This is a genomic window from Gallibacterium genomosp. 1 (assembly GCF_001678575.1).
In the GTDB taxonomy this organism is placed as follows: Bacteria; Pseudomonadota; Gammaproteobacteria; order Enterobacterales; family Pasteurellaceae; genus Gallibacterium.
Genome location: NZ_JTJP01000026.1, coordinates 140,126 through 155,742 on the forward strand (window position 1 = coordinate 140,126; position 15,617 = coordinate 155,742).

Genomic DNA, 15,617 nt, shown 5'->3' on the forward strand with positions numbered 1-15,617 from the left:
CTCTTTATTTGAAATCACCTCTAATAACCGTTTGGTATTAGAGGTTTATTTTGTAATATTCCTTTAAAGAAATAATTTTAAGAAATAAAAAGAGACTTATGTCTGAGGGTGGTATGTTTAGAAAATTTTCTCTTTATCCGGTGATCTACTTTTTCTTGCTGAATTTAGTAATTTTATCCTTGAGCCGAATCGGATTAGCATTGTGGCAGCAAGAACGTGTTGATGCGGTAAATGGTTGGTTTCCATTATTAATTCAGGGCATCCGGATGGATGTGGTGTCACTGTGTTGGTTATTTGGTCTGTTTGCACTGTTCTCCACGTTATTATTGGATAACAGCTCGATCGGCAGAGTAATGCGAGTTATTTTACGCATTGGATTGACAGCCGGATCGGTATTCATTCTTTTTATGGAGTTGGCAACACCGGAATTTATCCGTACTTATGATTTTCGTCCGAACCGTCTTTTTGTTGAATACTTAGTGAATCCGAAAGAGGTGTTCACGATGTTGGCAAAAGGGCATCTGGCGACAATGATTATTTCGTTGATCGTAACGCTATTGGCGATTTGGGCATATTGGAAATTATCCGGTTATGTGACCCGTTATGCGACAGCGGGAAAATGGAAATACCGTCCATTGGTGGCATTGTTGACCTCTGCATTTGTTTTTATCGGTGCGCGTTCTACTTTTGCGCATCGTGGTATTAATCCATCGATGGTGGCGTTTTCATCCGACCCGTTGGTCAATTCGTTAGTACTCAATTCTGGTTATTCCGTACTGTTTGCTATGCAACAGATGGGGGATGAGGAAAATGCAGCAGCTGTTTATGGACGTTTGCCGCCGGAAGAGATGTTATCAACACTGAAAGCATTGCATCCGCGCCCGGCAAGCGACTATATTGACGGTGATATTCCGCTCTTAAGCCAAAATAAAGCGACCTATCAAGGTAAGCCAAAAAATTTAGTGATTATCTTGGAAGAGAGTTTAGGCGCTCAATTTATCGGTGCATTAAATGGTAAACCGCTATCACCAAATTTGGATCAATTAAGCAAAGAGGGTTGGTGGTTTGAGAATTTATATGCGACCGGTACGCGTTCAGTACGAGGCATTGAGGCAGTGATCACCGGCTTCACGCCGACACCGGCGCGCTCGGTGGTTAAATTACCGAATAGTCAAACTAATTTCTTTACCATCGCTGATTTGTTGAAACGTCACGGTTATCACACTTCCTTTATTTATGGTGGTGAAAAACATTTTGATAATATGGCAAGTTTCTTCTATGGCAATGGCTTTGAGGAGATTGTTGATGAAAATGACTATCCTCATCCAATGTTTAAAGGTACTTGGGGTGTTTCCGATGAAGATCTGTTTATTCGTGCCGATCAGGAGTTTGAGAAATTATCGCAACAAGGTAAGCCGTTTTTTAGTTTAGTGTTCAGTTCAAGTAATCACGACCCATTTGAATTTCCGGATAATAAAATTTCACTTTATGAACAGCCGAAAGCGACACGAAACAATGCAGCAAAATATGCTGATTTTGCATTAGGTGAGTTTTTCAAACGTGCTAAACAATCAAAATATTGGAAAGATACGATCTTTTTGGTGATAGCCGATCACGATTCGCGAGTGTCGGGTGCGGTGCTTGTGCCGATTGCTCATTTCCATATTCCGGCATTGATTATTGGCGATGGTGTTGCCGCTAAAGCGGATAATCGTTTAGTCAGCCAAATAGATATGCCGCCGACATTGTTATCATTAATCGGCATAGATGCACAATATCCAATGTTGGGATTTGATTTGACTAAATATAGCCCGAACAGGGCATTAATGCAGTTTGATAAATCAATGGCATTAATGAATGACAAACATCAAGTGGTGATTTTGGAAGCAAATAAACAACCGCAAGGGTTTGTTTATGATACCACGCAAAAAAGCTTAAAGCCGGCTGAGGTTTCAGATCAGATGAAAAAAGAAGCGTTAACCTATGCCTTATGGGGAAGTTATTTGTATAAAAACAGATTGTATCATTTGCCAAGTAAATAACTTATTGAAACTAAAATGGAAAATGGTGTTTGCATAATCTATGATTTATGCAGACACCATTGTTTTATCCTTAATAAGACATTTTTGATTTTTTCTCTTTTTATTCTGCACTTAGGATAAAAATTTATCACTTTCGATGATACCTACCTTGAAACTTCCTATCCAGCACCCATATAGGGAAACATTGTTTTTAAATAGACTAAAAAAGGAAACGAAAAAATGACTACAATCGTAAGTGTTCGCCGTAATGGGCACGTAGTAGTTGGCGGAGATGGACAGGTTTCGCTAGGGAATACCGTAATGAAAGGCAATGCTCGCAAAGTGCGCCGTTTATATGGTGATAAAGTGCTTGCCGGGTTTGCAGGTGGCACAGCCGATGCGTTTACATTGTTTGAATTGTTTGAGCGTAAATTAGAAATGCATCAAGGGCATTTGTTAAAGAGTGCCGTTGAGCTGGCAAAAGAGTGGCGTACGGATCGGGCATTGCGTAAGTTGGAGGCAATGTTGATTGTTGCCGATGCCAAAGAGTCATTGATTATTACCGGTCTAGGGGACGTGGTGCAACCGGAGGAAGATCAAATTCTGGCGATTGGTTCCGGTGGCAACTATGCAATGGCAGCTGCAAGAGCATTGGTTGCAAATACCGATTTATCGGCGAGAGAAATTGTTGAGAAATCATTAAAAATTGCCGGTGATATTTGTGTTTTCACTAACACGAATTTTACTATTGAGGAATTACCGTAAACAAAGGATAAAAAATGTCTGAGATGACTCCAAGAGAAATAGTTTCTGAATTAGATAAACATATTATTGGCCAAGCGGATGCAAAACGAGCAGTGGCGATTGCGTTGCGTAATCGTTGGCGTCGTATGCAGCTGCAAGAGCCGTTGCGTCACGAAGTAACCCCGAAAAATATTTTGATGATTGGACCGACAGGGGTTGGTAAAACCGAAATTGCTCGCCGTTTGGCAAAATTGGCAAATGCACCTTTTATTAAAGTTGAAGCGACAAAATTTACCGAAGTAGGTTACGTTGGTAAAGAGGTGGATTCCATTATCCGTGATTTGACTGATGTCGCAATGAAATTAGTACGTCAGACTGAGATTAATAAAAATCGCTATCGTGCAGAAGAGGCAGCGGAAGAGCGAATTCTGGATGTTTTGTTACCTCCGGCGAAGGATCAGTGGGGCAATGTTGAAAGTAATGATTCGCACAGCAATACTCGCCAGATTTTCCGTAAAAAATTGCGTGAAGGTCAGTTGGATGATAAGGAAATCGAAATTGATGTTGCTGCCGGTGGCACGGTTGGTGTTGAAATTATGGCACCACCGGGAATGGAAGAAATGACCAACCAGTTGCAATCAATGTTCCAAAGTTTATCCAGCGGTCAAACACAAAAACGCAAAATGAAGATTAAAGATGCGTTAAAAGTGTTGATCGAAGATGAAGCGGCTAAATTAATCAATCCGGAAGAGCTGAAATTAAAAGCGATTGAAGCGGTTGAACAACACGGTATCGTTTTTATTGATGAAATCGATAAAATTTGTAAACGCGGTGAAACCAGTGGCCCGGACGTTTCGCGTGAAGGTGTTCAGCGTGATTTATTGCCGTTGGTGGAAGGTTCAACTATTAATACTAAACACGGTATGGTGAAAACTGATCATATTTTGTTTATTGCATCAGGAGCGTTTCAAGTTTCTCGTCCTTCAGATTTAATTCCTGAATTACAGGGTCGTTTGCCGATTCGTGTAGAGCTTGGCGCTTTAAGTGCGAAGGATTTTGAGCGTATTTTGACTGAACCGGATGCATCTTTGACTGAGCAATATAAAGCATTAATGCAGACTGAAGGTGTAACTATTGAGTTTACTGAAGATGCGATTGCTACAATTGCAGAAGCCGCATTTCGTGTAAATGAGAAGACCGAAAATATTGGAGCAAGACGTTTGCATACTGTATTAGAACGCTTGATGGATAAAATCTCTTTTGAAGCATCTGATATGAGCGGTGAAAAAGTAACTATTGATGAGGACTATGTAAAATCAGCACTTGGCGACGTTGTTGAAAATGAAGATTTAAGCCGTTTTATTTTATAATATTATTTTATAAAAAAGAGCTAGGTAGTTGATACTTAGTTTTCTGATGGTTAACAAAGGCCTAGGCAAAAAACTAGGCCTTTGATTTAATAAGAGTATCAACATAAAAGGAAAAGATGTCCGAATATTAGATCCACAGTATTAACTCAAGATGATAGATTTTGGTTTGAAGCTGTAATCACCAGGAAGATATAAGCTTTTAGTCGTCGCCAATTCTCAAAATCTTGCCTAATCCTTGATATATAAATTAGTAATAGGATGTTTTAATAGTCTATTTAACCTAATTCGTTCAGATAGCACCTCTTTTTTTCCTCGTCACCTCTTCTTGATACTTTTTGATTAAAGCTGAAAATAAAATATCCTCTGGTATACCGTTTTTATAATTTTCTAGTTTTCGTTCTTCATCAACAACCCAAACGTTAGCTTCTGCCTTAGTTTTAAATGATTTTGATTTTCTAACACCTAATTTAAAAATCTCGGCGCGCCACTTAACACCATTTTTTCTAATAGAACCCATATCAACAACCTTTTTTTAATAGTAACTTATGCGTAAAATGTGCGTGATTTATGCGTGATTTAATCACGTTATTCAACAACAGATAACGTAAAAAACGCAATACAGGATATTTATTTATTTAGATTTTTATTGATAAGTTGTTGAAATAACAGGAAATAACGGCTAATAACAAATAAAAAACGGTAGGCATAAAGCCTACCGTTTTGGTGTCGTGGTGCTCTGGGCGAGACTTGAACTCGCACGTCCTACAGACACTACCCCCTCAAGATAGCGTGTCTACCAATTCCACCACCAGAGCGAAATTCTTATTTTGGAATATCCTGATTTACATCAGGTTTTGCAGGTAATTCAGTTACAGGTTTAACAGCTTCTTCTTTTTTAATCTGTTGAGCAACGCCTGAAAGATCATCAAAATTACCTTTTGGTTTGCTTGAATGTGCAGTTAAATTACCAAGTAATAAACTAATTGCAAAAAATATAATTGCTAAAATTGTTGTTGTGCGAGTTAAAAAATTACCTGCACCACTTGCACCAAATACAGTTCCAGACGCACCAGCCCCGAATGATGCTCCCATATCCGCACCTTTACCTTGTTGTACAAGGATAAAAGCTATTAATGCAATGGCGACTATAGGATAAATGATTAATAAGATTTGATACATTGTATAATCACACGCTTTAGTTAAACTTTTTTATTTGAGCATTTTGCCAAAATTAACGGGCTGCATATTATAAGATTGGCTTGGGTTGTGCAAGTCTTTTTCCATTACTAAGAGTTGATTGGCAAAAAAATGAGCGATAGAGATAAAAAATGAAAAAGTTATTGAAATAGTACTTGTTTATTATCAAAAAGAGGTGTAATTTTATCGTTACATTATTTGTAATAAAAAATTTACAGGATAATTTAAGATGAAAAAAGATAGTATTCACAATGTTCATATTGTGGATGAAAGAATATTAATTACGCCAGATGAGTTGAAGGCGAAACTTCCTTTGGAACAACCATTACGTCAAAAAATTGAACGTTTTCGGAAAGAAATTGCTGATATTGTACATCGCCGAGATAAACGTTTATTAGTGGTTTGTGGACCTTGTTCTATTCACGATATCCCTGCTGCAATTGAATATGCAAAAAAATTGCAAATATTGTCGGAGGAATTGAAAGATCAATTATATATTGTGATGCGTGTTTATTTTGAAAAACCACGTACAACAGTGGGGTGGAAAGGGTTGATTAATGATCCAAATTTGGACGGAACGTTTGATGTCGAAAAGGGGTTGCATTTAGCCAGAAAATTATTACTGGATTTGGGGCATATGGGGTTGCCTTTAGCGACAGAAGCGTTAGATCCGATAACGCCGCAATATTTAGCAGATCTTTTTAGTTGGTCAGCAATCGGAGCAAGAACTACAGAATCACAAACTCACCGTGAATTAGCATCTGGTCTTTCGATGGCTGTTGGTTTTAAAAATGGTACTGATGGTAATTTAGCAACAGCTATTAATGCGCTTAAAGCGGCTTCTCAAGAACACAGTTTTATCGGTATTAATCAGCAAGGTCAAGTAAATTTGTTACATACTAGTGGCAATCCAGATGGGCATATTATTTTACGTGGTGGCAAAAAAACGAATTATCAGGCAGAATTTGTGAAACAGAGTGAAGAAGAGTTGGAAAAATCAGGCTTGGAAGCGTCAATTATGGTAGATTGTAGCCACGGCAACTCCAATAAAGATTATCGTCGCCAGCCAATTGTTGCGGAAGATGTGTTGCAACAAATTGTAGATGGAAACCGTTCTATTACTGGAATTATGTTAGAAAGTAACTTAAATGCTGGAAATCAAAGTGCAGAACAACCAAGAGAAGAGATGAAATATGGTGTATCTATTACCGACGCTTGCATTGATTGGCAGACAACAGAAACACTATTGCGTAAAATACACGATACTTTAGCTAAATTGGATCGTTAATTTATTGTGGAGAGAGTGTGTGGAAGTATTACAAGAGTTACGTAAGCAAATTGATGAAACTGATCAGGCCTTGTTGGCATTGCTCGTCAAAAGGTTACAACTAGTAACTGAAGTAGGTAGAGTGAAACATCAGCACGGTTTGCCGATTTATGTACCGGAACGTGAAGCTGCGATGTTATTAGAACGTCGTCAGGAAGCGGAAAAAATGGGACTCTCTCCTGATTTAATTGAAGATGTGTTAAGGCGTGTGATGAGAGAGTCTTACCATAGTGAAAACCAGTATGGTTTTAAGACAACTAACCCAAATATTAAAAAGATCGTAGTTATTGGTGGGCGTGGTAAACTCGGTGGGTTATTTGCCCGTTATTTAATTAATTCTGGTTATAATGTAGAAATTTTAGATTGTGATGATTGGCAACAAGCAAAACAAATCATTGAGGGAGCAGATATGGTGCTGATTTCTGTGCCTATTACGGCGACAGAATCAGTGATTGAGAAATTACAACCTTATTTACATCCAGAAATGTTATTGGCGGATTTAACTTCTGTAAAAACGGCACCAGTGTCAAAAATGATGGAAATTCATCAAGGTGCAGTAGTTGGTTTACATCCTATGTTTGGTCCGGATATTGAGAGTATGGCTAAGCAAGTGATAGCTGTTTGTGAAGGACGTTATCCTGAATGCTATAAATGGTTGTTAGATCAATTTTATATTTGGGGAGCGAGATTGTATCAAGTTACGCCACAAGAACACGATCATAGTATGACTTATATTCAAGCATTACGTCATTTTTCAACTTTTGCCAATGGATTACATCTTTCGCGGCAGCCAGTGCAGTTGAAAAATTTATTGGCACTTTCTTCACCTATTTATCGTTTAGAATTGGCAATGATTGGGCGATTATTTGCACAAGATCCGGAGCTTTATGCCGATATTATTATGGATAAACCAGAAAATCTTGAAGTGATTAAAACCTTGCAAAAAAGTTATCAACAAGCATTACAGTTTTTTGAAACTGGCGATAAGCAAGGTTTTATCAATGTCTTTCAACAGGTTCATCATTGGTTCGGAGATTATTCAGAACAGTTTATGCAGGAGAGCCGACAGTTGTTACAACAGGCATATGATCATCGAAAACACGATTAAATAACGTTATCGGATAACACAATGGCGGGATTTTATTTCCCGCCAAATTTTTTAGAGGTAAGACACAAAGTTTTCTTTATCTTTATTGTATTTTTTCGTTGGACGGCTATTTGGGTTTTCAGCTGTTCCCACCATCACCAACGCCACAATTTTATCTTGCGGACGACAACCGAAAGCATTTCTTAATGCAGTGCCGTCAATCCAAGGACCGGTCACCCAAACATTGGCATAACCTAAAGCGTTAGCTGCTAGTTGAAAGGCGTAGGTTGCACAACCGGCACTTAACATTTGCTCCCAAGCAGGAACTTTTTTGATTTCTTTATTAATTTCTGCGATAACAGCGACAAACATTGGAGCACGCTGAGGAAATTTCTCTGCTTTTGCTAATCTTTCTTCCCCGAGATCAAATTCAATAGCGGCCTCTTTTAAAAGATTACCCAACTTTTGTAAACCTTCATTTTCAATAATAACAAAACGATAAGGTGTTAATTTACCGTGATCGGGAACGTGGCGGGCAGCTTGCAATAACGTTTCCAATTCTTGTTTATTTGGTGCTGGTGCGACTAAATTTTTTTCGGAATGTCTATTTAATAACAAATCTAATGCTTGCATAGTTTCTTCTCCTTAAAGAATTTGAAAAGGTATTGTAGCACGCAACAAGATTGTTCTGCGAAAAAGATCGTTTATTGATGAGCATTTTATGTTATTTTAATTGCTATAAAAAATTAATAATTAAGGTATAAATGGTGTTTAAAATTCTTCGTTTTTTTTGGAATTGTTTAAATGTTTTACGTCGAGTATTAATGAACCTAGTTTTTCTTTTTGTTGCAGGAATATTGTTATTTAGTAGTACTTTATTTGTGGAAGAGCAAAGAAAACAACCAGTACCTCAGGGTGCGTTACGTTTAAATTTAGATGGTTTTTTGGCGGATAATCGCGATCAAAATAGTAGCTTAAAAGCATTACTCAATAATGTCCAGAAACAAGTAATATCAGAAAAAATATCAGTATTTGATGTGGTTTTTGCTATTACCCAAGCAGAAAAAGACGAGCGTATTAAAGGTATTGTGCTAGATCTTAATCATTTTAAAGGCGGTGATTTTCCTTCTCTAACTTTTATTGGGGAAGCATTAAATGAGTTTAAACAGAGTGGTAAGCCGGTTATTGCTGTGTCGGATAACTATTCACAAAAACAATATATCTTAGCCAGTTATGCCGATAAAATTTACTTACATCGTCAAGGTCAAGTAGAGTTAACTGGCTTAGATAGTGAACAATTCTATTATAAATCGCTGATAGATAAGATTGATGCTCAACCACATATTTTTCGAGTTGGAACTTATAAATCCGCAGTTGAGCCTTTGTTGCGAGATGATATGTCGGAAGTGGCTCGTCAAAATGCAAGCCAATGGTTGAATGCAATGTGGAATAATATTAAGACAACAGTGAGTAATAACCGTCATCTTAAACAAGAGCAAATTTTCCCCTCAACAAATGACTTTTTGCAACAAGTGAAAAATTTGAAAGGTGATTTGACACAATATGCATTAACGAATAAGTTGGTGACAGAAGTGGCGACACGCTATCAGATAAGTGCAGCATTAAAACAACAGTTTGGTGCTGATCGAGAAAATAATACTTATCAATATATTGATTTTTCAAATTATTTATATAGTTTACCGGATTATGAAACAGCTAATGCTACTAGTAATAATATAGCTGTTCTTCGTGTAGAAGGTGCAATTATTGATGGTGAGAGCGATGATGAAAATGTTGGTGGGGACACTATTGCTCGTTTACTTCGACAAGCAGCTGAGAATACAGCAGTAAAAGCAGTAGTGTTACGTATTAATAGTCCGGGAGGAAGTGCATTTGCATCTGAAGTTATTCGTGAAGAAGTTGAACACTTACAACAGATTGGTAAGCCTGTTGTTGTTTCAATGGGGGGAATGGCAGCATCAGGCGGTTATTGGATTGCTAGCACTGCAGATTATATTATTGCAGATAAAAATACCATCACAGGTTCAATCGGTATTTTTGCTGCATTCGTTACATTAGAGAAAAGTTTGGCTAATCTAGGTATTCATTCTGACGGAGTGAAGACTTCACCTTTAGCTTCAATGTCGCCGTTTACGGCATTAAGTCAAGAATACAGTGATGTTATTCAGATGTCGATTGAGCACGGCTATGATCAATTCATCAGTTTAGTAGCTAAAGGGCGTAAATTGGATAAATCACAAGTGGATAAGATAGCTCAAGGGCGTGTTTGGCTTGGTGAAGATGCATTAAAATATAAGTTAGTAGATGAGTTGGGTGATTTTAATACGGCGATTGCAGTAGCTTCAGAAAAAATCAGAGAAAAAGAGAAAGGATTAACCGATGATCAAATTGGTTTTTTATGGCTTTCTGAAGATCAAAGTAAAGGATTGTTATCATTATTGGGACAAAAAAAGAGCAGTATGCTGCAAGATTTGTTGCGTTCAATTGGTATTGTCGATTTTACTCAAATCAAACAAATACACCAACAATTAGGATTGCTAACGCAATTTACCGATCCTAAGGGTCAATATTTATACTGTTTGAATTGTCAATCTACTTATTAATATAAAGGCATAAAATGATTAAAAAATTATTGCAGGCGATTGTTATCGGTTTAGCAGCGGCAATGTTGATAGTATTAATCTTATCTGGTACTGGTAGCAATCACTTTTTAAGCAAATTTTTCAGTCCACAAGTTGCATCTTATAATGATGCGGTTCGTATTGCAGCACCTGCAGTAGTGAATGTTTATACAAGATCATTACAAGATTCGAACCGCAATGATTTCGGTGTTAATAATTTAGGTTCCGGTGTGATTATGCGTAGTAACGGTTATATTCTAACCAATAAACATGTTATTCAAAACGCTGATCAAATTATTGTGGCACTACAATCAGGTAAGATTTATCAGGCAACTATTATTGGTACTGATTGGTTAACGGATTTAGCAGTATTAAAGATTAATGCCAATGATTTACCGACAATTCCACAAAATCCGGAACGAGCCGTGAAGGTCGGTGATGTTGCTTTAGCTATTGGTAATCCCTATAACTTAGGGCAGAGTGTTTCTCAAGGCATTATTAGCGCCACCGGACGCAATACTATAAGTGAGTTTAAACAACAGGACTTTATCCAGACCGATGCCTCAATCAATCAGGGAAATTCAGGAGGTGCCTTAATTAATTCGTTAGGTGAGTTAATAGGTATTAATACTTTAAGTATCGGACGTTCGGAAAATGAAGTGGTTGCAGAAGGTTTAGGATTTGCCATACCGATTAAGTTGGCGAATACTGTGATGAAGAAAATTATTCAAGATGGACGAGTTATTCGTGGTTTCTTCGGTGTGGAAAGTCAAATGTTTTCCAGTGCGCCGATAGAAGACAACTCACAAAAAGGAGTGTTAGTAACCAATCTTAGTCAGAATGGACCGGCACAGCGCGCCGGTATTGAAATTGGCGATATCATTGTAAAATTTGGCAATACGGAAGTGCAATCACCTTCACAAATGGTCAATATGGTTGGAAATATGAAACCCGGCGCTGTAGTTACCGTACAAGTGTTGCGGAAAAATAAACTTTATAATATTCCGGTTGAGATAGGGGAGTATCCGATCAATTAAATAGGAGCAGGAGATGATGTTTGAAATTGCAAAATGTTGGACGGAAAGGCAACAAAATGATCCTCGCAGAGAACACGATCACCGTTCACCCTATCAACGCGATCGTGGACGAATCCTGCATTCTGCCGCATTTCGCTGTTTACAAGCGAAAAAACAGATTCATTCTATTGGTGAAAATGATTTTTATCGCACACGTTTAACGCACTCGTTAGAGGTTGCTCAAATCGGTGGCAGTTTGACTTCACAACTAAAATTGGAAGATGCTTTTATTCATTTACGTCAACAGAAAGGCAATGATTATGTTGAGCAAATCAAGCCGTCATTGATTAAAAAATTGCTGCCTGCAAATAGTTTAATTGAAACGCTTTGTTTGGCTCACGATATTGGTCATCCGCCTTTTGGTCACGGTGGTGAAGTCGCGCTGAATTATATGATGAGCGATTGCGGTGGTTTTGAAGGAAACGGGCAGTCGTTTCGGATTTTAACTAAATTGGAGCCTTATACGCCACAATGGGGAATGAATTTAACTCGCCGTACTTTACTTGGAATTTTGAAATATCCTGTCATTCTGGATCAGGTATCCCCACAATATCAACAGCTAGATTTGCCACGTAGTGAAGATCCTCGCTATGTTAAAATGGAAAATTGGCGACCGGGTAAAGGAATTTTTCGTGATGATTTAAGTGTATTTAACTGGGTATTATCGCCACTTTCTTCCGAAGATTATGAGCTGTTTACCTCACTTCCTCAACGTATTTCAGCAGAACAAACGTTAAAAAGTCTTTATAAATCATTAGATTGTAGCATTATGGAGTTGGCAGATGATATTGCCTATGCGGTACACGATTTTGAAGATGCGATTGTGGTTGGCTTGGTTCATCGAGAGCAGTGGCAGTCAACATTGCAACAGTTGCAGCAGTGTCGAGCGGATTGGATCAGAGGTAATATTGTCGACTTAACTGATGCACTATTTTCCGATCAACATTATTTGCGTAAAAATGCGATAGGTTCATTGGTCAATTATTTTATTACTCATATTCGCTGGCGTGAAAATGAACAATTTCATGAGCCTTTACTGCGTTTTAATGCAGAATTACCACTCGAAATAATTGAAGTATTGAACCTATTTAAACAGTTCGTCAGCCAATTTGTGATTCACGAGGTGAAAACACAACGAATAGAGTATCGAGGACAACGTATATTGACAGAGATGTTCCAAATTTTTATTACCGATCCAGTGAGATTATTGCCGCCAAACACGGTAAAGCGCTGGCAACAAGCGGAAGAAACACATCGTAAACGAATTATTTGTGATTATATTGCTGGAATGTCGGATGCTTATGCTTTGCGCCTATATCAGCAACTATAAATAAATTTCGCCTGTCTGAATTTAAATAAACAGGCGAAATTGTTTTGATGCTATTTAAAATTAAGCAATAGAATAATAGAAATAATGCCTAACCCAATACCAATAAAATTGATTTTATTCAGTTTTTCTTTAAATACAAATAGCCCGATTAGTGCGCCTAAAATGATTACTCCAATATTCATTCCGGCAAAAACCAACGAAGGATTTTGGCTAAGTTGTTGATGTGCTTTGATATAAAAGAGAATGTTTAGAAAATTCAGTACGCCAAGCAGTAAACCGGCAAGCATACTTTTCGCTTGCCAACGTATTTTGGCGAAAATTAAATAAGCAAAAATAAAGCAACCAGCAACGATAAATGAGGTGAAAAGCGCAAATGGAAAAACGACACCGAATTTAGCAATCTGTTTAAATAAAATATCAATCACGCCGTAACCAAACCATACTAACAGCAATAGCGCAAAACCCACTATTCCGCCAGAAGAGTCATCCGCTTTATGTTTGAAAATCAAAGCAAATAAGGCTAAGAATGCTAATAGAATAGCGATGGCTTTCTGTGAAGTAAGTGGCTCGCCAAAAAGTAAAAACGCGGCGAGGATCGGTAAAAAGAGCGATAAACGTTGCGCTGCATCAGCGCGAGCGATGCCGTTATGTTCTATCGCTTTCGCCATCACCAAGAAAATAGAGGGCAATAACAAACCAAGTAAGAGAAAGATCCAGCTGTGTTCATTTTGCCGCAAAGCATCACTGAATGATAACCCTTGAAAATCCGGCCTTAAAATAAAATAAGTTAAGAGGCTTGCCATAATATAATTGCACGCAATGGCTTGTGAAATAACGATCTGTTGTGAACGTGCTATTTTGAGAAAAACACTCACAGCAACGCTACAGAAAATGGCAATAAATAGTGACAACATAATTATTCCTTGCAAAAAAAGTAAGATTGCTGGCGATTTTAGGCAATATTCACTATGATACGCAAGCACAAACTAAGGATAAGATAATGATGCAGCAAAAATTAGATCAGAATTCACCACTTGATACGTGGTTGGCATATTTGGAACGTTTGCACAGTAAAAATATTGATATGGGATTGGAGAGAGTCAAATCTGTTGCACAACGATTGAATTTATTAAATCCTTCGGCATTTGTGATTACAGTTGCCGGCACAAATGGTAAAGGTACAACTTGCCGATTGCTGGAATCACTTTTACTCAATGCAGGTTATCGTGTCGGCATTTATTCTTCACCACATATTTTGCGCTATAACGAACGAGTTCGCATTCAAGGGGCGGAGTTGTCGGATCAGATGCACAGTTGGGCTTTTTCAATTATTGAACAGCAAAGAAATCAATCTTTGACCTATTTTGAGTTCAGTACCTTAGCTGCTCTATTATTGTTTCAACAATCAGATTTGGACGTGATAATTCTTGAGGTTGGCTTAGGTGGGCGTTTGGATGCGACCAATATTATCGACACTGATTTAGCCATTATTACCTCTATTGATATTGATCATATTGCATTTCTCGGCGATAACCGTGAGCAAATTGGTTTTGAAAAAGCGGGAATTTGTCGTGAAAATACGCCATTAGTTGTTGGAGAATCGGATTGTCCAATGTCAATTAAACAGGTGGCAGAAAAATTGCACTGCCCAACATTGTATCGTGAAAAGGATTTTTCGTTGCAACAAACTGAGCAGAATTGGACTTTTCAAATAGGAACGGAGCAGTGGCAACATTTACCGCTTTGCCATATTCCGTTGCAAAATGCCGCAACTGCTTTGGCAGCATTAAAGTTCCTGCCATTCAAGATTACTTTGCAACAAGTTAAACAGAGCCTTCAGGGCGTTGAATTAGCCGGACGTTTCCAATTTTTAAGTCAAGAACAGTACCAAAACTTGGCTCAACGATTTAATGTAGAACGAAAAAATATACCTCAAATTGTTCTGGATGTTGGACACAATCCACACGCAGCACGTTATTTAGCAACACAATTAGCACAGAAGAAAGCAAATTACCGTCATATTTATGCTATTTGTGGTATTTTGCAGGATAAAGATGCCGCAGGTGTATTAGCATCATTGTTACCTTTTATTACCGCGTGGATTTGTGTTCCTTTAGATGGCGAAAGAGGACAAAGTGCCACTGAATTACAACTGAAGCTACAGTTAGTGGCAGAAAAAAATAATGATTTATTAGAAAGCCAGGCGGTTAATTCAATGTTACAGGGTGTAGATATTGCTTTAAATAAGGCACAAAAAGAGGATCTGTTGTTGATTTTTGGTTCATTTCACACAGTAGCGGATTTTTTGAATGTGTTAGGTAATTATTAATGAAGACATTTTTAGTGGATCTTAATTGTTTAAAAGAGATGTATGCCAAATAAGATGACTTAGTATTGGCTTAAATCAAAAATGGTTAGCCTATGAGCAGATGTTTCAATTCACGGTCGCGCATAAGGCGACCGACCATATGATAAAAAATCAGCAAAAATAAAGACTTATGTTATCTATTTCGCCATATATGCAGCGAACGCGTATATCATAAAATAAAAATGGGATATTTTAAGTTATTAACTTATTGATTTTTAAAGAATAATAATGAATCGCTAATCTTACACTATTTTAGTGGGAACTATAGGTTGGCGATCATAAAATAATCGTATCTTGGAAAATATCAAATGCTGGTTTAGCGCTATGATGTTCAACTTTTTTCGCCATTTACTACCTAGATGGTAAAAGCGTAAACTGTCACATTCCGGTTGATAAATATCTAATAATTTTGTTTTTAGTTTAACCCATTGATCTGGAATAATTACCAAGAATCA

13 protein-coding genes, 1 tRNA gene and 1 pseudogene are annotated in these 15,617 nt (G+C 37.7%); 9 read left to right on the top strand and 6 right to left on the bottom strand.

All coding sequences use genetic code 11. From position 1 onward, the window contains the following. The first annotated feature begins 98 nt into the window (after nt 1-98). The 3 genes from QV04_RS06135 to hslU all read left to right on the top strand — a co-directional run bounded on the left by QV04_RS06135 (nt 99) and on the right by hslU (nt 4,135). Complete coding sequence (locus tag QV04_RS06135) at nt 99-2,042, top strand: LTA synthase family protein (protein ID WP_065231167.1); 1,944 nt, start codon at nt 99-101, stop codon at nt 2,040-2,042. Between the two features lie 219 nt (nt 2,043-2,261). Further along, entirely contained in the window at nt 2,262-2,786 is a 525-nt protein-coding gene (gene hslV / locus QV04_RS06140; protein WP_013745066.1) for an ATP-dependent protease subunit HslV, read from the top strand. A 14-nt stretch (nt 2,787-2,800) separates the two neighbouring features. After that, nucleotides 2,801-4,135, top strand: a complete 1,335-nt coding sequence (hslU, locus tag QV04_RS06145; protein WP_065231168.1) for an HslU--HslV peptidase ATPase subunit — start codon at nt 2,801-2,803, stop codon at nt 4,133-4,135. Nucleotides 4,136-4,424: 289 nt separating this feature from the next. Here the strand turns inward: hslU and QV04_RS06150 are convergent, their stop codons facing one another. The 3 genes from QV04_RS06150 to secG all read right to left on the bottom strand — a co-directional run bounded on the left by QV04_RS06150 (nt 4,425) and on the right by secG (nt 5,314). Continuing rightward, nucleotides 4,425-4,652 carry a hypothetical protein gene (locus QV04_RS06150; protein ID WP_052119452.1) on the bottom strand — a complete coding sequence of 76 codons (228 nt, stop codon included), beginning with the start codon at nt 4,650-4,652 and terminating at the stop codon, nt 4,425-4,427. Between the two features lie 212 nt (nt 4,653-4,864). Continuing rightward, nucleotides 4,865-4,950: transfer RNA gene (locus QV04_RS06155), tRNA-Leu, on the bottom strand. 7 nt (nt 4,951-4,957) lie between these two features. Continuing rightward, the gene (gene secG / locus QV04_RS06160) at nt 4,958-5,314 is read right to left on the bottom strand and encodes a preprotein translocase subunit SecG (protein WP_039135523.1); all 357 of its coding nucleotides are present in this window, start codon (nt 5,312-5,314) and stop codon (nt 4,958-4,960) included. A gap of 247 nt (nt 5,315-5,561) precedes the next feature. Between secG and QV04_RS06165 the strand changes: the two genes are divergently transcribed. Continuing rightward, nucleotides 5,562-6,620, top strand: coding sequence for a 3-deoxy-7-phosphoheptulonate synthase (locus QV04_RS06165; RefSeq protein WP_065231169.1), 1,059 nt, complete (start codon nt 5,562-5,564; stop codon nt 6,618-6,620). A 19-nt stretch (nt 6,621-6,639) separates the two neighbouring features. Further along, a complete protein-coding gene (gene tyrA, locus QV04_RS06170; protein WP_065231170.1) occupies nt 6,640-7,767 on the top strand; it encodes a bifunctional chorismate mutase/prephenate dehydrogenase in 1,128 nt (375 codons plus the stop codon). Between the two features lie 51 nt (nt 7,768-7,818). Here tyrA and QV04_RS06175 read toward each other — a convergent pair whose 3' ends face one another. After that, the gene (locus tag QV04_RS06175; RefSeq protein ID WP_065231171.1) at nt 7,819-8,379 is read right to left on the bottom strand and encodes an NAD(P)H nitroreductase; all 561 of its coding nucleotides are present in this window, start codon (nt 8,377-8,379) and stop codon (nt 7,819-7,821) included. 131 nt (nt 8,380-8,510) lie between these two features. Here QV04_RS06175 and sppA point away from each other — a divergent pair, with 131 nt between their 5' ends. From sppA to QV04_RS06190, 3 genes are read left to right on the top strand one after another with little or no spacing between them, the layout of a single operon-like run. Next, the gene (gene sppA, locus QV04_RS06180; protein ID WP_065231172.1) at nt 8,511-10,370 is read left to right on the top strand and encodes a signal peptide peptidase SppA; all 1,860 of its coding nucleotides are present in this window, start codon (nt 8,511-8,513) and stop codon (nt 10,368-10,370) included. Between the two features lie 14 nt (nt 10,371-10,384). After that, a complete protein-coding gene (gene degS / locus QV04_RS06185) occupies nt 10,385-11,425 on the top strand; it encodes an outer membrane-stress sensor serine endopeptidase DegS (protein WP_065231173.1) in 1,041 nt (346 codons plus the stop codon). Nucleotides 11,426-11,438: 13 nt separating this feature from the next. Next, nucleotides 11,439-12,794 (top strand): anti-phage deoxyguanosine triphosphatase, encoded by a 1,356-nt coding sequence (locus QV04_RS06190; RefSeq protein WP_065231174.1) that lies wholly within the window; start codon nt 11,439-11,441, stop codon nt 12,792-12,794. Between the two features lie 50 nt (nt 12,795-12,844). Here the strand turns inward: QV04_RS06190 and QV04_RS06195 are convergent, their stop codons facing one another. Beyond that, entirely contained in the window at nt 12,845-13,708 is an 864-nt protein-coding gene (locus QV04_RS06195; RefSeq protein ID WP_065231175.1) for a hypothetical protein, read from the bottom strand. Nucleotides 13,709-13,794: 86 nt separating this feature from the next. Here QV04_RS06195 and folC point away from each other — a divergent pair, with 86 nt between their 5' ends. Beyond that, nucleotides 13,795-15,123: a bifunctional tetrahydrofolate synthase/dihydrofolate synthase gene (gene folC / locus QV04_RS06200; protein ID WP_065231176.1), complete on the top strand. Its 1,329-nt coding sequence runs from the start codon at nt 13,795-13,797 to the stop codon at nt 15,121-15,123. 315 nt (nt 15,124-15,438) lie between these two features. Here folC and QV04_RS11775 read toward each other — a convergent pair. Then, nucleotides 15,439-15,605 (bottom strand): annotated as a pseudogene (locus tag QV04_RS11775) (CRISPR-associated endonuclease Cas2); the annotation flags it as partial. Between the last annotated feature and the right edge of the window lie 12 nt (nt 15,606-15,617).